Origin of the sequence: Klebsiella sp. KE9456 (genome assembly GCF_043832615.1) — a bacterium.
GTDB lineage: Bacteria > Pseudomonadota > Gammaproteobacteria > Enterobacterales > Enterobacteriaceae > Klebsiella > Klebsiella indica.
In genome coordinates, this window is record NZ_JBDYQK010000004.1 from 190,907 (window position 1) to 211,060 (window position 20,154).

General features: G+C 54.8%; 18 protein-coding genes and 1 pseudogene. 14 read left to right on the forward strand and 5 right to left on the reverse strand.

Going from position 1 to position 20,154, the window contains the following annotated elements:
• Positions 1-408: 408 nt before the first annotated feature.
• Genes ABK821_RS05910 through ABK821_RS05925 form a run of 4 tightly spaced genes read left to right on the forward strand, consistent with a single transcriptional unit; the run spans position 409 to position 4,419 of the window.
• Positions 409-1,929: an amino acid ABC transporter permease/ATP-binding protein gene (locus ABK821_RS05910; RefSeq protein ID WP_142502029.1), complete on the forward strand. Its 1,521-nt coding sequence runs from the start codon at positions 409-411 to the stop codon at positions 1,927-1,929.
• A 27-nt stretch (positions 1,930-1,956) separates the two neighbouring features.
• The gene (locus tag ABK821_RS05915; RefSeq protein WP_343178515.1) at positions 1,957-2,829 is read left to right on the forward strand and encodes a phytanoyl-CoA dioxygenase family protein; all 873 of its coding nucleotides are present in this window, start codon (positions 1,957-1,959) and stop codon (positions 2,827-2,829) included.
• Positions 2,830-2,852: 23 nt separating this feature from the next.
• Positions 2,853-3,683 (forward strand): transporter substrate-binding domain-containing protein, encoded by an 831-nt coding sequence (locus ABK821_RS05920; RefSeq protein ID WP_138362731.1) that lies wholly within the window; start codon positions 2,853-2,855, stop codon positions 3,681-3,683.
• A 4-nt stretch (positions 3,684-3,687) separates the two neighbouring features.
• Complete coding sequence (locus ABK821_RS05925) at positions 3,688-4,419, forward strand: class II aldolase and adducin N-terminal domain-containing protein (protein ID WP_142502030.1); 732 nt, start codon at positions 3,688-3,690, stop codon at positions 4,417-4,419.
• A 158-nt stretch (positions 4,420-4,577) separates the two neighbouring features.
• Here ABK821_RS05925 and ABK821_RS05930 read toward each other — a convergent pair whose 3' ends face one another.
• Genes ABK821_RS05930 through ABK821_RS05940 form a run of 3 tightly spaced genes read right to left on the reverse strand, consistent with a single transcriptional unit; the run spans position 4,578 to position 7,736 of the window.
• Positions 4,578-4,904 carry a YdbL family protein gene (locus tag ABK821_RS05930; protein WP_142502421.1) on the reverse strand — a complete coding sequence of 109 codons (327 nt, stop codon included), beginning with the start codon at positions 4,902-4,904 and terminating at the stop codon, positions 4,578-4,580.
• 7 nt (positions 4,905-4,911) lie between these two features.
• On the reverse strand, positions 4,912-5,097 hold the full coding sequence (locus tag ABK821_RS05935; protein ID WP_138362729.1) for a YnbE family lipoprotein: 186 nt from the start codon (positions 5,095-5,097) through the stop codon (positions 4,912-4,914).
• Positions 5,097-7,736: a YdbH family protein gene (locus ABK821_RS05940; RefSeq protein WP_343178514.1), complete on the reverse strand. Its 2,640-nt coding sequence runs from the start codon at positions 7,734-7,736 to the stop codon at positions 5,097-5,099. Before ABK821_RS05940 ends, ABK821_RS05935 begins: the two co-directional genes overlap by 1 nt.
• A gap of 194 nt (positions 7,737-7,930) precedes the next feature.
• On the opposite strand from ABK821_RS05940, the gene ABK821_RS05945 reads away from it, so the two are divergent.
• The 3 genes from ABK821_RS05945 to hslJ all read left to right on the forward strand — a co-directional run bounded on the left by ABK821_RS05945 (position 7,931) and on the right by hslJ (position 10,132).
• A complete protein-coding gene (locus ABK821_RS05945) occupies positions 7,931-8,431 on the forward strand; it encodes a VTT domain-containing protein (RefSeq protein ID WP_343178513.1) in 501 nt (166 codons plus the stop codon).
• A gap of 145 nt (positions 8,432-8,576) precedes the next feature.
• Positions 8,577-9,566 carry a 2-hydroxyacid dehydrogenase gene (locus ABK821_RS05950; protein ID WP_138362726.1) on the forward strand — a complete coding sequence of 330 codons (990 nt, stop codon included), beginning with the start codon at positions 8,577-8,579 and terminating at the stop codon, positions 9,564-9,566.
• 125 nt (positions 9,567-9,691) lie between these two features.
• Positions 9,692-10,132, forward strand: a complete 441-nt coding sequence (hslJ, locus tag ABK821_RS05955) for a heat shock protein HslJ (protein ID WP_138362725.1) — start codon at positions 9,692-9,694, stop codon at positions 10,130-10,132.
• Here the strand turns inward: hslJ and ABK821_RS05960 are convergent.
• Positions 10,129-10,395, reverse strand: a complete 267-nt coding sequence (locus ABK821_RS05960) for a DUF333 domain-containing protein (RefSeq protein ID WP_138362724.1) — start codon at positions 10,393-10,395, stop codon at positions 10,129-10,131. The two genes, hslJ and ABK821_RS05960, sit on opposite strands and share 4 nt — an antisense overlap.
• 471 nt (positions 10,396-10,866) lie before the next feature.
• On the opposite strand from ABK821_RS05960, the gene nifJ reads away from it, so the two are divergent.
• The 7 genes and pseudogenes from nifJ (at position 10,867) to ttcA (ending at position 18,733) form a co-directional block, all read left to right on the forward strand.
• Positions 10,867-14,394, forward strand: coding sequence for a pyruvate:ferredoxin (flavodoxin) oxidoreductase (gene nifJ, locus ABK821_RS05965; protein ID WP_343178512.1), 3,528 nt, complete (start codon positions 10,867-10,869; stop codon positions 14,392-14,394).
• Positions 14,395-14,651: 257 nt separating this feature from the next.
• Positions 14,652-14,864, forward strand: coding sequence for a KTSC domain-containing protein (locus tag ABK821_RS05970; RefSeq protein WP_138362722.1), 213 nt, complete (start codon positions 14,652-14,654; stop codon positions 14,862-14,864).
• Between the two features lie 82 nt (positions 14,865-14,946).
• Positions 14,947-15,381 carry a universal stress protein UspF gene (gene uspF / locus ABK821_RS05975; protein ID WP_343178511.1) on the forward strand — a complete coding sequence of 145 codons (435 nt, stop codon included), beginning with the start codon at positions 14,947-14,949 and terminating at the stop codon, positions 15,379-15,381.
• Positions 15,382-15,446: 65 nt separating this feature from the next.
• Positions 15,447-15,602, forward strand: a complete 156-nt coding sequence (locus ABK821_RS05980; protein ID WP_185929242.1) for a hypothetical protein — start codon at positions 15,447-15,449, stop codon at positions 15,600-15,602.
• Positions 15,603-15,832: 230 nt separating this feature from the next.
• Positions 15,833-16,675: a LysR family transcriptional regulator gene (locus tag ABK821_RS05985; protein WP_343178510.1), complete on the forward strand. Its 843-nt coding sequence runs from the start codon at positions 15,833-15,835 to the stop codon at positions 16,673-16,675.
• Between the two features lie 786 nt (positions 16,676-17,461).
• Positions 17,462-17,749: pseudogene (locus ABK821_RS05990) on the forward strand (tyrosine-type recombinase/integrase); the annotation flags it as partial.
• Positions 17,750-17,797: 48 nt separating this feature from the next.
• Positions 17,798-18,733: a tRNA 2-thiocytidine(32) synthetase TtcA gene (ttcA, locus tag ABK821_RS05995; RefSeq protein ID WP_138362719.1), complete on the forward strand. Its 936-nt coding sequence runs from the start codon at positions 17,798-17,800 to the stop codon at positions 18,731-18,733.
• 44 nt (positions 18,734-18,777) lie between these two features.
• Here the strand turns inward: ttcA and dbpA are convergent, their stop codons facing one another.
• Positions 18,778-20,151, reverse strand: coding sequence for an ATP-dependent RNA helicase DbpA (dbpA, locus tag ABK821_RS06000; protein ID WP_343178509.1), 1,374 nt, complete (start codon positions 20,149-20,151; stop codon positions 18,778-18,780).
• Positions 20,152-20,154 lie beyond the last annotated feature (3 nt).

Genomic DNA, 20,154 nt, shown 5'->3' on the forward strand with positions numbered 1-20,154 from the left:
CGTTAAAAAATGCATGAACAGTCACTAACGCTATTTATTCGCCCGTTGTTCCTCAGATGAAATGTGCCCACTTGCACCACCACAAGCCACGATGCACCTTATTTGTTCACGCCACGCCCCAATATTGCGCAAATCACCATTCCATCGTTAATTATGTTTAAAAATAACAGCAATTGTTTTTAAGTTGTTTTAGTGGTGTTTCGTATTAATTGCGTTAAATTCCCTACAGTTAATATCGCTGTATAGTTTTTTTAAACTTAAAGGCCAAAAATTTACTAATTGCCTACAGGAGAAAACTGCCAGCATAGTGTTATTGCAAGATGACCTTCGGCGCTGCCCCCTTTTAGCACATTATTCGCGTAGCGGGAGCGTCGTAATTTCCGTTAATTATGGCGAGTGAAATAGCCCATGACGTTTAACTGGAACTATATGTTTAGCCTGCTCAGCGATGTCGACTTTTGGCAGGCCACCTGGACCGTCATCAAATTAAGTTTGCTGACCTGGGCTTTCAGTATTGTGCTGGGATTTATTCTGGCGCTGGCTAAACAATCTCCGCGCAAGCTGCTTAATGCCCCTGCCCGCCTCTATATCTGGCTGTTCCGCAGCATGCCGCTACTGGTGCTGTTGATTTTTGTCTACAACATGCCGCAGGCGTTGCCGTCATTCGCCCCGGTGCTGAACGACCCGTTCTGGGCCGGGCTGCTGGCGATGGTGCTGAGCGAAGCCGCCTATATTGCGGAAATTCATCGCGGCGGACTGCTGTCAATTCCAAAGGGACAGAGCGAAGCCGCCCGGGCGCTCGGACTGCGCTATGCCGGCATCCAGTGGCGAGTGGTGATCCCGCAGGCGCTGCGCGTCGCGCTGCCTGCTCTGGCTAATGAGTATATCGCCATCGTCAAGCTCAGTTCGCTGGTATCGGTTATCTCCCTGACGGAGATCTTAATGGTCGGCCAGCGTCTCTATTCGCAGAACTTCCTGGTGATGGAGACCATGGCGGCGGTGGCGTTTTACTACATCCTGATCGTTACCGTCTTCGATTTCCTGCTTAAGCGCCTGGAAAGCTGGCTTGATGTTACCCAGCGTAAAACCACGCGCCCGGTGGATGCGGAAATGCTGCAACTGGCGACGGCCCGACGTCCGGCAATGGCGCGCAGCGTTAGCGTCCCACAGGCACCGGCGCTACAGGCCTCCAGGCTGCACAAAGCCTATAACAATGTCGAAGTGCTGGGCGCGGTCAGTCTGCAAATTCAGGCGGGCGAAGTGGTCTCCGTTATCGGCCCTTCCGGTTCCGGAAAAACAACGTTAATTCGCCTGCTGAATGGCCTTGAGCAGATAGATAACGGTGAGATCAACATTAACGGTCAACCGTTTATTCATCTGGATCGCCACGGGCAGCAGAAACCGCGCTTTATGGAGAACGCCGAACATCGCCAGAACATCGGTATGGTATTCCAGAGCTTCAACCTGTTCCCGCATCTGACGGTGTTCGGCAACCTGTTGCTGGCGCCTCGCTATCACCATCTGGCCAGCGAAGCGGAGCTCAAACAGCACGCCTGCGAGCTGCTGCATAAAGTCGGTATGCTGGAGCATGCGTGGAAGTATCCGCATCAGCTTTCCGGCGGCCAGCAGCAGCGGGTAGCAATTGCCCGCGCCTTAATGATGCGTCCGCAAATTATGCTGTTTGATGAACCCACTTCGGCGCTGGACCCGGAAAAAGTTAACGAGGTTCTGCAGGTTATCGAATCGCTCGCCCATGAAGGCATCACCATGGTTATCGTCACCCATGAGATGAATTTCGCCTTCAAAGTTTCCGACCGGATTGTATTTATGGAAAAAGGACGCGTGGTCTGCGACGACACGCCCCAGGCATTGCGCGACGGTCAGCATCCGCGCGTGGATGCTTTCCTGAAAGATGTCTCTTTGGCTTAACGCCTCTGTTACCGAAAGGAGAAAATAATGATCGCCCAGTGGCAAATCGAACAGTTTCATCAGCAAGGTTTTCTGGTTGTCGAAGATGTGTTTTCCGCGGAAGACATCGCGCTGTTACAGGCCGATTTCGACGCCTGGGTCGAAGAGAGTCGGCAACATAGCGAAGCCTGGGGCGAGACCCTGGACGGTCGCCCGCGTTTCGATATTGAAAGCGACCATGCGGCAGATCATCCCTCTCTGCGTCGGGTCAGTTCGCCCACAGAGATTTCTGCCGCCTACCGCCACGCCGCTCTGGAATCAAAAATGGCGGCGATTGCCGGTCAGCTTATCGGCGGCAGCGGCACCCGGTTCCACCACAGCAAGATTAACTCCAAGCTGCCGCACACCGCCACGCAGGTGAAATGGCATCAGGATTTCCTGTTTACCCCGCACAGCAACGACGACATCATCACCGCCCTGCTGATGGTCAGCGACGTGACGCCGGAAAACGGTCCGCTCAATGTGGTGCCCGGTAGTCATCACGGGCCGCTGTGGTCCCACTGGCAAAATGATCGTTTTACCGGTTCCGTGGACGAGACGGTTGAAGCGGCCCACTGTCAGCAGCCTCAGGCCTGTTTTGGTCCATCGGGCTCGGTGTGTTTTATGCACACCCGCCTGCTCCACGCCTCCAGTCCCAATGCAACCGACCTGCCGCGTACGCTGTTTATCAGCGTTTATGCGGCAGAAGATGCTCTGCCGTATGGCGAAAATCCGTTGCCCAGAATTCATACCGGACTGTTGGTTGCGGGTACAGAGAGCGGCCTGGTGCGCAGTACCGTTAATCATTTACGCCTGCCGCAAAAACCACGCGGCGCATCCTTTTTCGTCCAGCAGGCCGGTATCGATCGCGCCAGCATGTAATTTGCCCACTCTTTGGAGGTTGTATGAAACGTTTTAATGCTTTGCGTCCTGCCGCCCTGTTCCTGTGCGCCGCCGGCGCCCTGACGTCTTTTAGCGCGCTGGCCTTCCAGCAGCCGGGGAAAATCACCGCCGGTTCAGATATGACCTTTTTCCCGTATGAATATATGGAAAATAACAAGCCTGCCGGGTTCGATATCGAATTTCTGGCCGGGCTGGCGAAAACCATGGGTCGCGAGGCGGTGAATATTGATACCCGTTTTCCGAATTTAATTCCGGGATTACAAGGCGGACGTTTCGATATCACCAACTCGTCGATGTATATCACCGCCGCGCGTCTGAAAGTTATCGACATGGTGCCCTATCTGAAGAGCGGCGAAGCGATCCTCGCCCTGAAAGGCAGCGCCTATCAGCCGAAAACGCCGGAAGAATTTTGCGGCCACAAAATTGGTTCAATGGGCGCCACCTCATGGCTGGCGCAGTTACAAAAGCTGTCGGCGGATTATTGCGTGAAAAAGGGCCTGAAGCCGATTGCGCTCAGCGAATATACCACCGATCCGCAAACGACCCAGGCGCTGCTGTCGCGAGCGGTGGAAGCGCAAATTACCGATGCGGCGGTGGCGCGCGGCGTCATTGATAAACTCGGCGATCGGGTGGTTATCTCCTCTAAGACGCTGATTTATCCGGTGCTTAATGGCTTTGGCGTGAAAAAAGGCAATAGTGAAGTGAAAACGGCGCTGGAGGAAGGGCTGAAAAAATTCAGCGCTACGCCGGAATACGCCGCGCTGCTGAAGAAATATAACTTCCAGGCGCCGACGGCAGAGGATCTGAAAACTCTGATGCCAACAGCGGAGTAATCATATGGCCTGGTCTCATGAAGAACAGATGCGTATCGACCTGGCGGCGACCTTTCGCATTATCGCTCACCTCGGGATGCACGAGGCGGTAGCCAACCACTTTAGCGCGGCGGTGTCGGCGGACGGTAAAAAGTTCCTGCTGAACCCAAAGTGGAAGCATTTTTCACGCATCCGCGCCAGCGATCTGCTGCTGCTGGATGCCGATGATGAAACCTGCGCCCAACGTGCGGATGTCGACGCCACCGCGTGGGCGATTCACGGGCAAATCCATCAGCGGCTGCCGGAAGTACGGGTAGTGTTGCATCTGCATCCGGTTTATACCACCAGCATCGCATGCCTGGCGACGCCGCATATCCCGCCGATCGATCAGAATACGGCGCGCTATTTCAACCGTATCGCCGTCGATACCTTATATGGCGGCATGGCCGATACCACGGCGGAAGGGGCGCGACTGGCCGCGCTGCTGGCCGATAAGCGCCGCCTGCTGATGGGCAATCACGGCGTGCTGGTCACCGCTTCATCTATTGGCGAAGCTTTCGACGATATCTGGACGCTGGAGCGCGCCTGTCAGATTCTGGTGACCGCATGGTCAACGGGACAGCCGCTGAAGATATTGTCTGACGCGGTGGCGGAGAAGACCGCCCGTGACTGGGAAGGCATTGCGGATTTCTCCCGCCAGCACTTCGAGGAGATGAAGCAGATAATGATCGACGCCGATCCGTCATTGCTGGATTAGCATCAGGCAATACCCGCAGTTAAGCCAGTAACTGCGGTTTTTATGCGGGTTCGTCGTTTACCTGAGTACCCAAAATGATGAAGAACCAAGAGAGGCGACATGATTTGACTGAAACACATCAGCCAATGAGCAAAGAACCTCAGACTTTCACCACAAGATCACTCTTTCCGCAGCCATTTGCCGTTGATGCCCTGCACATATTCCCCTGGCTGCGCCCTGGCGACCAGCTTCTGCCCGGCCATTTTCGCTACCTGATCCACCGACAGACTGTTGTCATCCGCCAGTTGCTGATAGCTGTCGCGGCGGGCGGCGTTGATCTGCTTAACCAGCGCCAGGGTTTCTTGATCCTGACGCAGCGGCGCAAGATAGCCGTCGAATGTTTCACCCACCCGCCCCTGTTGCCGCGCTTCGCTCAGGGTCAGCGCCAGCGCCTGAGTGCTGAACAGCGCACACGCCAGTATTGCGATTATCAGTCCTGTTCTCATCATCGCCTCAGAATAGATCGCTCCGCGATTTGAGCAAATTCTCAACGTCCTTATCCACCTTAATATGAATTTCATGCTCAATTTTAACATTCATGTTAATGGTGATTGGCTCCTTTGATGCCGCGATTTCAATGCGCGGCGTACAGCCCGCCAGCAGCATGATTGCCAGAAAAGCGGTGAGTAGTTTGATCATTACTGGTGTTCCTTACAGGTGTGACTGTCCTGACAGCGCGGTACGGGCAGCCTGGCGTTCTGTTCAAGCCACGCCTGCAGATTGTCGCCAAAACGCAGGCTGCGCCACAGGTCAAACATATTCTCTTCATGGGAATAGTTTAAGCGCACCGTATTGCTTTTGCCCTCTGCCCGGCTGGTGCCGCTAATCGTCGCCTTCAGCGTCAACATACCGAGATTATCAAGATTAATGCGCGTCCACGAGTTGGCCACTTCCATATAACGCAGCCAGTTAATCGCCGCCCCGGCGGAGACATTGTCAGCCACCAGCGCATCGGCGGTGTCTTTATCCAGGCGGATGGTCATCGGGCCGGGATTATGGAACCAGCCATCTTTAATAATCCATTTATCATTATCCAGCCACAGCGGCAGCGCACCGTTAAACGGCCCGGAGATGGCGAGCTGCTTCACTTTAAGCGCGCTGATTAACTCGCTGCTGGAGATATTTTGCAGACGCAGCAGCGCCGGATCGTGCTGCGGCATCCGCAATTGCTGCATCGTCAGCTTGCCGCCGAGAATATCAACGCTGACATTGCTTAATTGCAGGGGAGCGTCCTCGCGCCAGGGATAGGCGCCCTGAAGGTCCGCGGTCAGATTGCGGGCGGTAAACTGGTTGATGATATCGCCAATACGCAACGATACCGGACGGCGGGTGCCAAGTTGCCAGGTACCGTCGCTAAAGCGGAACGGCAGCACAAAATCGACGCCATTAATCTGGCTATCCGGCATCCAGGCGCTACCGCCTTTGAGCACCCCGTGGCCACCTGCTTCAAACCCCTGATCGGCGGCGGCGGAAAACGCCACCTGAGCATAAAGGGTGCCTTCCCGCAGGTTCATTTTCCACTCCGGCGGCACCAGCGGCTGGAAGACGGTTAATGACTGTCTCGGCCACCACGCCTCGCCGCGCAGGCGTTCGCCGTCCCAGCGTCCGGCGACGCGCACGGGACCAATGTTTTGCGCCTGCAGAGAACCGCGAAACTGAAACCCGGTGGGATCGCGACCATTGATTTGAAATTTAAGCGTCGAGGGCGGTAGCTCGCTGCCGCCGCTGAAGGTGGTTTTTCCGGCATCCAGCGATAGCACGCCAGTCAGTTTTGGATGCTGCGCATCACGCAGCCACTGAATCGGCTCATCCAGCGTCAGACGCGGGGAACTCACCAGCATGGTGCCATATTGTAGCTTATCAAAGCCGGTCGACAGACTATTGAGTACGATAGCGCTGTCGGCCCATTGACCTGCCCCTTTGACATCCCAGCGCGCCTGCATTGGCGTAAAATACCCTTCCCCCCAGTAACGCCACTGCCAGCGGCCACGATCGAGCATAAAATTGTCCGCCTGACCGTCAAGATGCAGCGTAAAGCCGCCCATTTTCTGTTCATGGGCGCGCAGGATGGCCTGCAAACGGCCATCCACGCCCTCGCGGGTAACGTTGACGCCCGCCAGCGGCCAGCGGATTTCATCAATATTGAGCGAATCAATGACGCTTCCCCGTGAGCGCAGCAGCGCGCCAGGGTGGAAAGCAAGCTCTGGCGCCGTCAGCGGGCCGCTCAGATGCGCGGGCAGCCTGGCATAAAAAATCAGATCGCCGAATTTAGCGTCCCCGGTTATCTGTAGCGGCATGTCGCTACCGTCCATACTGAGTTTACCGGGGCCAATATTGAGCACCACATTGCCTTTACCCGCTTTCCCCTGCGTGAGCACGTTAAGCCGCCCGCTCACCTGCATCTGCTCGGTTCCCTGCTGCCAGTTGCCAACAGAAAACGCGACACGCCCGCTCAGAGTGTTACCCGCATAGTCGGTATGCCAGCGCCCATCGCTGATAGCGATACGATCCGGGGTAATTTCCCACGGCAGGTCGAGCATGGGCTCCACCTCACCGCGCCGCGTCACCAGCAACTGCCCACGATTCGCCTGCCACATCAGTTCGGCATCCACCAGACCAGGGTTTTGCGGAAACGCGAACGTACTGAATAACTGGCCATCGACCGGAAAACCGTTCGGTATCAGCGGCATATGGAACTCACCCACCAGCTTTACCGGCGCCTGATCGTCCACCAGCCGCGCGGAGAAATCGCTGACGGTGAGTGTCTGACCGCGCAGTCGCGCCTGGAGAGAAAGCGCTTTTCCGCTATAACCGATATCCTGTTGATGTGGTGTGAGCGACATCACCAGCCGCCCCTGCCATTTCTCCCACGGCGACAAGCGCAAATTTTCAATCGTCAGCCAGCTGTAGGGCAGCATCGATTGCCATTCGGCGAGGGTTTTCGGCGCGTCGGACGTCACTTCGCTTTCCGGCAGTTTATTCAGACAAGCGCTATTAATATCCAGTTCAGCGATATGTAAACGCCAGCGGCTGGGACGGGAAAGTTCGGCATTAGCAACGTGAGCAATTTCGCAGTCGCCAACCAGATAACGCAAATCAGGAATACGCAGCGAGGAGCGCGTCAGGCGCGGGCTTTCGTCAAAAGCGATCCGGGTTCCCGCGGGCAACCAGATGCCCGCCAGGGTGGGCACCCAATGGGTGAGCGTCAACAGCAAAGCCAGTGGCAGCAATACAAGTGCGAGTAACAGCGCGATGGCGGCTTTATATTTACCCTTCATGGGCAGCTAATATCCTGATTAGAAATAAGTAAAAGCCGAGAGGCCGTCATTGTGGCACGTTCGACCTGTGAGTTAAAGTTTCCATCCCATTTAAGCGTAGTCTCCCCCATATGATTCTCCAGCAGCTTATTGAGCCGGGGTTTAGTGTTCTCCTGCGACACTCGTTAATCCTGCGGTCATAAACGGATTGTGCTGTGGCGTTGATTATTTCACTGATGGCGTACGCTCAGGATCATTATTCACTGGTCTTACTGATGGTTTTCCTGCTGACCTTGAGTAAATCCTGTGCCGCCATTTCGCTGCTGATTCCTGGCACCTCCGGTCTGCTGTTGCTCGGCACGCTGGCCTCCGCCAGCGTAGGGCATTTCGTATTAATGTGGCTTAGCGCCAGCCTCGGCGCAATCGGTGGATTCTGGCTCTCATGGTTGCTGGGGCGCCGCTATCGGCACCATGTGTATCGTATCCGCTGGCTCAGCGCCGGACGTCTCGCGCGCGCGCAGTTCTTTCTATGTCGCCACGGTGCCTGGGCGGTTTTTTTTAGCCGTTTTCTCTCCCCGCTGCGGGCAACTGTCCCGGTGGTGACCGGCGCCAGCGGAACGCCACTGCGACACTTTCAGATCGCTAACGTCAGTTCCGGATTGCTCTGGCCGCTAATCCTGCTGGCGCCGGGAGCATTGAGCCTCGGCTTTTACTGAACATCTTGTCTTTTAACGCGATTTCTTAACCCCTCGTTATGCTCTAGAATTATCACTATAAGCGGATGATTAAACTTATTTTTAATATTTGTACGTATATTTTAATTATGCTACCGTGACGGTATTATCACTGGAGAAAAATATTATGAAAATTGCGGTATACAGTACGAAGCAATACGATAAGAAATACCTGCAGCAGGTTAATGAAGCATACGGCTTTGAACTCGATTTTTTTGACTTTCTGCTAACCGAAAAGACCGCTAAGACCGCCAACGGCTGCGAAGCCGTGTGCATCTTCGTTAACGATGACGGTAGCCGCCCGGTACTTGAAGAACTGAAGGCGCACGGCGTGAAGTTCATTGCGCTGCGTTGCGCTGGCTTCAACAACGTCGATCTTGATGCCGCTAAAGAACTCGGCTTCCGCGTGGTACGTGTACCGGCCTATTCACCGGAAGCGGTCGCGGAACACGCCATCGGCATGATGATGTCGCTGAATCGCCGCATCCACCGCGCCTACCAGCGTACCCGCGACGCCAACTTCTCCCTTGAAGGGTTAACCGGTTTCACCATGCACGGTAAAACCGCGGGGGTTATCGGTACCGGTAAAATCGGCGTTGCCACGCTGCGTATTCTTAAAGGTTTTGGCATGCGGCTGCTGGCTTTTGACCCGTACCCAAGCGCCGCGGCGCTGGATTTGGGGGTCGAGTACGTCGATCTTGACACGCTCTACAAAGCGTCCGATGTTATCTCCCTGCACTGCCCGCTGACCGATGAAAACTATCATCTGCTGAATAAAGCCGCCTTCGAGCGAATGAAAGACGGGGTGATGATCATCAACACCAGCCGTGGCGCGCTGATCGATTCGCAGGCGGCGATTGATGCCCTGAAGCACCAGAAAATTGGCGCACTGGGAATGGATGTGTATGAGAACGAACGCGATCTGTTCTTTGAAGATAAGTCCAACGACGTGATTCAGGACGATGTGTTCCGCCGCCTCTCCGCCTGCCACAACGTGCTGTTTACCGGCCACCAGGCGTTCCTGACTGCGGAGGCGTTGATCAGTATTTCACAAACAACGCTTGATAACCTGCGCCAGGTGGAGGCCGGTGAAACCTGCCCTAACGCGCTGGTTTAATTTTCCTTTTCTTTTTGTGCTCCCGCTTCACAGGGGGCACATTCAGATATTCCCCACAGAAATGGTCTGCAGTACAGTTACAATCCCTTTATCTTATTGATGCTATAAATATTTCTGGAGAATAAATGAACAAGTTTGCTGCACTGCTGGCGACGGGAGTGTTACTGTCGGGCTGCGTTTATAACAATAAAGTGTCAACCCACGCAGAACAGCTTCAGCACCATCGTTTTGTGCTGACCAGCATCAACGGTCAGCCGCTGAAAGCCGCCGATAAGCCTCTGGAGCTGAGCTTTGGCGAAAAGATGCCAATAACAGGCAAAATGTACGTTTCAGGCAATATGTGCAACCGCTTTAGCGGCACGGGTAAAGTCTCTGACGGCGAGCTGAAGGTGGAAGAACTGGCGATGACCCGCATGCTCTGCACGGACCCGCAGTTGAATACGCTGGATGCGACGCTGAGCAAAATGCTGCGCGAAGGCGCACAGGTCGACCTGACGGAAACGCAGCTGACGCTGGCGACCGCTGACCAGACGCTGGTGTATAAACTCGCCGACCTGGTGAATTAATAGCTTCCGCAGTTGCCGCCTGCCAGCGCTTGTTCGCTGCAACGCTTGCCATTAGGCAATGCGCACATGCCAATAAGCGAACCATCAAGCTGGCGGGCCACCGATACTGCCCCCCCGATCATCGCGCAGTTTGCCTGACCAGTGCTGCTCATCGCGGCACGCATCCCTGGCGACACGTGCGCCGCCGTCGCCTGCTGTACAGGCTCGCTGCTACAGGCCGACAGTAATAACGCGGCACATCCCACTAAAAACGCTGCTCGCATCTTCCCCCCTCAGAGACATCTGAAAATGAACAAACCCAAGAATAATAGGCAGCTCAGCGCGCCGCGTCGAGAGGCGAATCGGGTATTTATGCGCCTCATTAACATTTTCTGGCAATTTTTTTGCGCAGAATTGATCTGACGAACTGTGGCGAAGGTTTAGGTTTGCCTTATTCGCGCCCCCCGGCCAGCGGCGAAGGGAAAGGGTCACGACGCCCTGATATATTTCCACGACCGATCGCGTTTATCCCGTTTCCCGATGAATAGATTGAAGCATCTGACACCCTCTGGTTAGCTGATTTCGCCACTAACCGGGCAAAAATTGATCTCATCATTGATGGAGCGCAGATGAAGGACACAAATGCGAAAATGGTTAGCGGGTCAGTTTGCTAAAATAACCCTTATATAATTACAGGACTTGCGGCGTTTTGCCGGGTCGCTTCTTTATTTTGCGCAATGTAAGGGTGTCTTCTTATGATCACTATCGACGGTAATGGCGCGGTCGCGTCAGTTGCGTTTCGCACCAGTGAAGTTATCGCCATCTACCCGATTACGCCCAGTTCGACGATGGCGGAACAGGCGGACGCCTGGGCTGGCGATGGGCTGAAAAATGTCTGGGGCGATGTCCCCCGCGTCGTCGAAATGCAGTCCGAAGCCGGAGCAATCGGCGCGGTTCACGGCGCGCTGCAAACCGGCGCCCTGTCGACTTCCTTTACGTCATCCCAGGGGTTATTGCTGATGATCCCGACGCTGTACAAACTGGCGGGCCAGTTGATGCCGTTTGTGCTGCACGTCGCTGCCCGAACCGTAGCCACCCACGCGCTCTCTATCTTCGGCGATCACTCCGACGTGATGGCCGTACGTCAGACCGGCTGCGCGATGCTCTGCGCCAGCAGCGTGCAGGAAGCGCAGGATTTTGCGCTGATTTCGCATATCGCCACGCTGCAAAGCCGGGTGCCATTCATTCATTTCTTTGATGGCTTCCGCACCTCGCACGAAATCAACAAAATCGCTCCGCTGGCAGACGATACCATTCGTAGCCTGCTGCCGCAGGATAAGATCGATGAACATCGCCAGCGCGCCCTGAACCCGGAACATCCGGTGATCCGCGGCACCTCGGCCAACCCGGATACCTATTTCCAGTCCCGCGAAGCGACGAATCCGTGGTACAACGCGGTCTATGAGTGTGTCGAAACCGCAATGGACGATTTTGCCGCCGCCACCGGACGCCAGTACAAACCCTTTGAGTTTTACGGTCATCCGCAGGCGGAACGCGTTATCGTGATTATGGGCTCCGCGATCGGCACCTGCGAGGAAGTGGTGGATGAACTGCTGCACCGCGGGGAAAAAGTCGGCGTGCTGAAAGTTCGCCTCTATCGCCCCTTCTCCGCGGCCCATCTGCTGCAGGCCCTGCCGGAAACCGCCCGCGCGGTGGCGGTGCTGGACCGTACCAAGGAACCTGGCGCTCAGGCCGAACCGCTCTATCTCGACGTGATGACCGCGCTGGCGGAAGCCTTCAACCGCGGCGAACGCGAAACCCTGCCGCGCACTATTGGTGGCCGCTACGGTCTCTCTTCAAAAGAGTTCGGTCCGGCGTGCGTGCTGGCGATTTTCAACGAACTGAGCGCCGCTAAACCCAAACCGCGCTTTACCGTCGGTATCTACGACGACGTTACCAACCTTTCCCTGCCGTTGCTGGAAAATACCCTGCCATCAGAAGCGAAGCTGGAAGCCCTGTTCTACGGTCTTGGCAGCGACGGTAGCGTCTCGGCGACCAAAAACAATATCAAGATTATCGGCAACTCGACACCGTGGTTCTCACAGGGCTATTTCGTCTATGATTCAAAAAAGGCCGGCGGGCTGACGGTTTCACACCTGCGCGTCAGCGAAAAACCCATTCGCTCTTCTTATCTGATTTCCCAGGCTGATTTCGTCGGCTGTCATCAGTTGCAGTTTATCGACAAATATCAGATGGTCGAACGACTGAAGCCAGGCGGTATTTTCCTGCTCAACACGCCTTACGGCACCGATGAAGTCTGGTCGCGTCTGCCGCGGGACGTGCAGGCGATACTGAACCAGAAAAAAGCGCGGTTCTATATCGTCAATGCGGCGAAGATCGCCCGCGACTGCAGTCTTGGCGCGCGCATCAACACCGTCATGCAAATGGCATTCTTCCATCTGACGCAAATTTTGCCGGGTGATAGCGCCCTCGCGGCGCTGCAGGGGGCGATTGCCAAAAGTTACAGCAATAAAGGTCAGGAACTGGTGGAGCGTAACTGGCAGGCGCTGGCGCTGGCCCGCGAGTCTCTGGCGGAAGTGCCGCTCCAGCCGATCAATGCCAGCAGCCCAGACCGTCCGCCGGTGGTGTCCGACGCGGCGCCGGATTTCGTCAAAACCGTGACCGCGGCAATGCTGGCGGGGCTTGGCGATACGCTGCCGGTTTCCGCGCTGCCGCCGGACGGCACCTGGCCGATGGGGACCACGCGTTGGGAAAAACGCAATATCGCCGAAGCGATCCCGATCTGGAAGGAAGAACTTTGCACCCAGTGCAACCACTGCGTCGCCGCCTGCCCGCATTCGGCAATTCGCGCGAAAGTGGTCTCGCCGGAGGCAATGGAACATGCGCCGACCAGCCTGCACTCACTGGATGTCAAATCCCGCGATATGCGCGGGCAAAAATACGTTTTGCAGGTCGCGCCGGAAGATTGCACCGGCTGTAACCTGTGCGTTGAAGTTTGCCCGGCGAAAGACAGGCAAAACCCGGAAATCAAGGCCATTAATATGATGTCGCGCCTTGAACACGTTGAAGAAGAGAAAGTGAATTATGACTACTTCCTCCATCTGCCGGAAATGGATCGCAGCAAGCTGGAACGTATCGATATCCGCACCTCGCAGCTGATCACTCCGCTCTTTGAATATTCAGGGGCCTGTTCCGGCTGTGGCGAAACGCCGTATATCAAGCTGCTGACTCAGCTTTATGGCGACCGGATGCTGATTGCCAACGCCACAGGCTGTTCATCGATTTACGGCGGCAACCTGCCCTCCACGCCATACGCCACCGATGCCAATGGCCGTGGCCCGGCATGGGCAAACTCGTTGTTCGAGGATAACGCCGAATTCGGCCTTGGTTTCCGTCTCACCGTCGATCAACACCGTCAGCGCGTCATGCGTCTGCTGTCGCAGTTCGCTAATAAACTTCCGGCTGAGCTGAATGACGCATTGCATGCCGAAGCAACGCCTGAAATGCGCCGCGAGCAGGTGGCCGAGTTGCGCAAGGTACTGGCAAATGAAGAAGGTGCGAAGGAGCTGTTAACCGACGCCGACGCGCTGGTGGAAAAATCCATCTGGCTGATTGGCGGCGACGGCTGGGCCTATGATATTGGCTTTGGCGGTCTCGACCATGTGCTGAGCCTCAACGAAAACGTCAATATCCTGGTGCTCGATACCCAGTGCTACTCCAACACCGGCGGCCAGGCGTCAAAAGCCACGCCGCTGGGCGCGGTGACTAAGTTTGGCGAACACGGCAAGCGCAAAGCGCGCAAAGATCTGGGCGTCAGCATGATGATGTACGGTCACGTTTACGTGGCACAAATTTCGCTGGGCGCGCAGCTGAATCAGACGGTGAAAGCGATTCAGGAAGCGGAAGCTTATCCGGGACCATCGCTGATTATCGCCTACAGTCCTTGCGAAGAGCATGGTTACGACCTGGCCCTGAGCCACGATCAGATGCGTCAGTTAACCGCTACCGGATTCTGGCCGCTGTACCGCTTCGACCCACGTCGTGCCGATGAAGGTAAGCTCCCGCTGGCGCTGGATTCCCGTCCGCCGTCAGATGCGCTGGCTGAGACGCTACTGCATGAGCAGCGTTTCCGTCGTCTGAACGCCCAGCAGCCGGAAGTGGCCGAGCAACTGTGGAAAGATGCGACGCTGGATCTGCAAAAACGCTATGACTTCCTCACCCAACTGGCCGGTAAGGCGGAAAAATCAGCGGCTGAAAGTTAATACGCTGGTGTTTCGCTGTCCATAATAAGCGCCCGGCCCGTTCAAAGCGCAAGGTGTTTGATGGGCTAAGGCAGCAAGTGAAATCCCCCTGATGAATCAGGTTCTGGGTCTCCTCCGTGTATGCCGGAGGAGACTTATTTTTCATGCCCTTAAGCACCATATTCAAAACAAAACAATATATCTGTTACCTTAAAATAATCGTCCGATGAATGATATATTGCTTCCAGGAACTGACGTAGCCGTAGAGGACGCCTGCCATGCACCATCATCCCGTAAAATCATCCCGAATCACCTCCATCGCTTATGACGACACATCAGGTACGCTTGAAATCCGTTTTCGCGATAACAAAACGCTACAGTATATCGGCGTGCCACCGCGTATTTACCGCGATTTTCTGCAGGTTGTTTCTAAGGGTCGTTTTTACGATGGCGTGATTAAAGGTAAATATACCGAGCGCCGCCGCGCCTGATGGCAAAAGTGTGAGTATGCTCAATGTACAATAATTGCCTGGATGGCCTACACTTTTAGTGGTTACATTAACAGGAGGTTTTATGAACAGAATGATTCTTGTGCCCATCGATGTTTCCGATACAGAACTAACTGACCGCGTTATCAAGCACGTTGAGTCTGAAGCCAGAATCGATGATGCCGAGGTCCATTTCCTGACCGTCATTCCCTCCCTTCCCTATTACGCTTCGCTGGGAATGGCCTATACCGCAGAGCTACCGGCGATGGATGATCTGAGAGCCGAGTCGGAAGCGCGGCTGAAAGAGATCGTGTCAAAGTTTAATATCCCTGAAGATCGCGTTCACTTTCACGTTTCAGAGGGCTCGCCGAAAGATAAAATCCTCACGCTGGCGAAATCACTTCCGGCAGACCTGGTCATTATTTCTTCGCATCGTCCGGATATTACGACCTATCTGCTCGGTTCTAATGCCGCCGCCGTGGTACGCCACGCCGAATGCTCAGTGCTGGTTGTGCGCTGATCGCCATTAGCCCACAGGACTGCCCCCTAAAAGTTGCACATCCAACTGAGTCAGGAGCAGTCTTTATGGCACTATCAAAATACGCCCTGACGAGAACGCTGGAAGTTGTCAGCGACTATCAAGCCAACGTGTTACTTTTTCGGGTAAGTCTGGTGAAATCTCAAACCGGGTTTGCGCTGCCCACGGGGGCGAGTTCCGCCCGCAGATCAAGACTGGAGTGAATCGGATCTCGCAGCAGAAAGTTTCAGCGCAATGCCTGGAGGCATGGGGCGCGCGGGAAACGGCCCATGCCATTCGCAGCCAAGAGAGAGCATGTCTCTTCATAATGACGGTGAACCGCACCGGCCACTGAATCAAACGGGCGAAAACAAGAAATACGCTATTTTTGCCAAAATCATCGATTAACGGAACCGATCGCTGCGTCAAAAAACCGGGTAAATGGCCTGTAACCATGAACCGACCAGCATCGACCGTCTCTGCCGCCATCCGCGAACTGGAAGCCCGGCTTGATGCCCGCCTGTTTCACCGGACCACTCGTCAGGTGTCGCTGACCTCTGACGGGGAAACATTTTATACACGCTGTCAGGTTGTCGTTCAGGACGTCGAGGAGGCAGAGAACCTGTTCAGGCGAACCCGTGCTCAGGTTACGGGGAAAATTCGAGTTGATGTTCCCGGTCGGGTCGGGAGAGGTATCATTATTCCCGCGCTGCCCGATTTTTTTTCCCGCTACCCGGCCATTCAGGTAGAGCCAGGCGTGACAGACCGTAGCGTCAATCTCGCCGAAGAGGGCACGGACTGCGCCGTACGTGTCGGTGTGCTAAATGATTCGGGTATGGTGGCCAGGAGGGTTGGATATCTCAGCATAATCAACGTGGCGTCACCGGCCTATATCACCCGTTACGGTATGCCGTTATCTCCGCAGGAACTGAGCAGGCATATTGCGGTTGGGTATTCTTCTCCCACAACAGGTCGCCGGGAACGTTGGGAGTGGGAGCGCGATGGTGAGATACTCAGCACCGAGGTTGATTCGCTGTTGACGGTAAATAATGCCGAAGCGTACATCGCGGCCTGCGTGGCTGGCATGGGGCTGATCCAGATCCCCGAGTACGACGTACACGACATGCTGACCGCCGGTACATTGCACACGGTGATGCCGGATTTTCTGCCGCGCCCGCTGCCGGTTAATATTCTGTACTCACACAGAAGGCATCTTTCGCGCCCGCTGCGATTATTTATCGAATGGCTGATGCCGCTGCTGCAGGAAAAAATGCACTTAATCCCGTTTAATAACTAAAGAGCAGGTTTATCGATGCGTTCCTGATTCGCCCACACCAATACTGGTTATTTATACGGAATCAGCGCAATCATTTTCTCCTGCGCTGATTTATAACACGCAGAATTTCGTGGGGCTGGCGGGTAGCGAAGCGCTCATCCTCAACGAATTGACCAGACGAGCGCACCGGGTTGCCTATGGCAGACCTGCCGGTAAAGTCGATGGTGGCGCTGTCCATGCTATTCATGTCATGGCACAGAGCAACTCAGCGTGTCACTCAATCGATAAACAAATCACCAGGGCGTTTATCAGGACAACTCTGAAAGATGACCGGAAAACCACGAACGTCTGGTTTATCAACCAAGCCACCAATACAATCATTCATGGTGTCTGTTCTGCCCGAATGGCACCAGCCTGCCCGGCAGCTCTTGCATACGGCTGTCGGGCGGGACGCTAAATTAATGTGTTCTGAATCACATTTCCGGTGTAGTTTAGTGGAATATTCTTACTCACTGGGCCGTCAGATAATGAAAATCCTCATAACGATCCCAATCATACTGATCTTATTGGTTTTTATTACCAACATCTTTTTAAAGAGTCCGTCACCCAATAACGTCAGAAATAAATGTATGTGGTTTGATGGCGTCATACTGACGTGTATAAAACACCGCGTGATGAGTGATGACATGTAGATGTCTCCGTCACATCTGCGACGCCCCCTGCCGAATATTGATCGCATAAGCGTTTATCGGGAAATAGTTGTAAACCGTTTTATCTCTGTACCAATCATGTCTGTAACCTGTATCCGTTATCGCGCCGCTCCCCGGTCGCGGAACGGAAAAAGGCAAAATCTCATCGCATATCGGCAATAGAGGGGAAGACGCCGCAAAACGCGCTGGCATTCACCGCAGGAATCCGTACCATACGCGGCATACTTTTGCCTGCTGGCTCCTGACGGCTGGCGCAAACCCGTCTTTTATAGACAATCAGATGGGGCATGAAAACGCGCAAATGGTGTACGACGTTTATAGTACATGGATAGAAAAGATGAACGGCGACCAGGTTTCTATGCTGAATTCCCGGCCTGGGCTCTAACACATTTTGCCCCCTATATGCCCTTTTTCGATTTTGAGAATGTTAATAATGCAAGAAAATCATAACTTTACAAAGAAAGAGAAATACAATATCGATAAGTTGCAGAAGCGCCTGCGCCGCAATGTAGGCGAAGCGATCGCCGATTTTAATATGATTGAAGAAGGCGACCGCATTATGGTTTGCCTCTCCGGCGGTAAAGACAGCTACACCATGCTGGAGATTTTGCGCAGTTTGCAAAAAAGCGCGCCGGTCTCTTTTTCGCTGGTAGCGGTCAACCTCGATCAAAAGCAACCGGGCTTCCCGGCGCATATCCTGCCAGCATATCTTGAGCAACTGGGCGTTGAATATAAGATTGTTGAAGAGAACACCTACGGCATTGTTAAAGAAAAAATCCCGGAAGGTAAAACCACCTGTTCACTCTGTTCTCGTCTGCGTCGCGGCATTCTTTATCGCACGGCAACGGAACTGGGAGCGACGAAAATCGCCCTGGGACATCACCGCGACGACATTCTGCAGACCCTGTTTCTGAATATGTTCTACGGCGGGAAGATGAAAGGTATGCCGCCGAAGCTAATGAGCGACGATGGTAAACATATCGTTATTCGTCCGCTGGCCTACTGCCGCGAAAAAGATATTGAGCGTTTCTCTCAGGCCAAAGCGTTCCCAATCATTCCATGCAACCTGTGCGGCTCACAGCCTAACCTCCAGCGTCAGGTGATTGCCGATATGCTGCGCGACTGGGATAAACGCTATCCGGGCCGCATCGAAACCATGTTCAGCGCAATGCAGAACGTGGTGCCGTCGCATCTGAGCGACGTCAATCTGTTCGACTTTAAAGGTATTCACCACGGATCCGCAGTAGTCAACGGCGGCGACCTGGCGTTCGATCGCGAAGAGATCCCGCTGCAGCCTGCAGGCTGGCAGCCGGATGAAGATGAAGCGCAACTGAATGAACTACGCCTGAACGTTGTCGAAGTGAAATAACCGCCCCGCGTCTCAGATCGTCACCTGAGACGCGCTTTCTTCGCTTATTTCAGTAAGCGAACCCGGCAGGCTTTACCTTTAATTTTCCCGTTTTGCAGCAGCTTAAACGCCTTATGCGCCACCGGCTGACGCACGGCGACATAGACATGCGCCGGATGGACGTTGATCTTACCGATGTCTGCGCCATCAAGGCCGATATCGCCGGTTAACGCGCCCAGCACATCGCCCGCGCGCATTTTAGCCTTCTTACCGCCATCAATACACAGCGTAGCCATCTCTGCCTGCAGCGGCACAATGTTGCTGCTCGTCGGGCCGTTTATCCAGTTCAGCTTCAGTTGCAACATTTCCGCAAGAATATTCGCCCGCTGCGCCTCTTCCGGCGCGCAAAGGCTGATAGCCAGCCCACTTTCGCCGGCGCGAGCGGTACGGCCAATGCGGTGTACGTGAACTTCCGGGTCCCAGGCCAGCTCATAATTCACCACCAGCTCCAGCGACTTGATATCCAGCCCGCGAGCGGCGACGTCTGTCGCCACCAGCACCCGCGAACTGCCGTTGGCGAAACGCACCAGCGTCTGATCGCGATCGCGTTGTTCAAGATCGCCATGCAGCGATAACGCACTCTGCCCGGCAGCGTTCAGCGCGTCGCAGACGGCCTGACAATCTTTTTTGGTGTTACAGAACACCACGCACGAGGTGGGCTGATGCTGGCTCAGTAACTTTTGCAGCAGCGCGATTTTACCGTATTGCGTGGTTTCGAAGAACTGCTGTTCGATAGCCGGCAGCGCATCAACGGCATCAATTTCAATGGATTGCGGGTTGTTCTGCACCCGGCCGCTAATAGCCGCGATAGCCTCCGGCCAGGTCGCGGAAAACAACAGCGTCTGACGTGAAACCGGCGCAAAACGGATCACTTCATCAATGGCGTCGCTAAATCCCATATCCAGCATCCGGTCCGCTTCATCCATCACCAGCGTTTGTAGGGCATCCAGCGATACGGTGCCCTTTTGCAGGTGATCGAGTAAGCGCCCCGGCGTAGCGACAATAATATGCGGCGCATGCTGGAGCGAATCGCGCTGAGCGCCAAAAGGCTGACCGCCGCACAACGTCAAAATTTTAATGTTTGCCAGGAAGCGCGCCAGACGACGAAGTTCTCCGGCCACCTGATCCGCCAGTTCACGGGTCGGACACAGCACCAGCGCCTGGGTTCGAAACAACGATGGGTCAACGTGCTGGAGTAATCCGAGGCCAAATGCCGCCGTTTTACCGCTGCCGGTTTTCGCCTGCACGCGCACATCTTTACCCGCGAGGATAGCCGGTAAGGCCGCCGCCTGAACCGGGGTCATCGACAGATATCCCAGTTCATTCAGGTTAGCTAGCTGGGCGGCGGGCAAAACATTCAGAGTTGAAAAAGCGGTCACAAT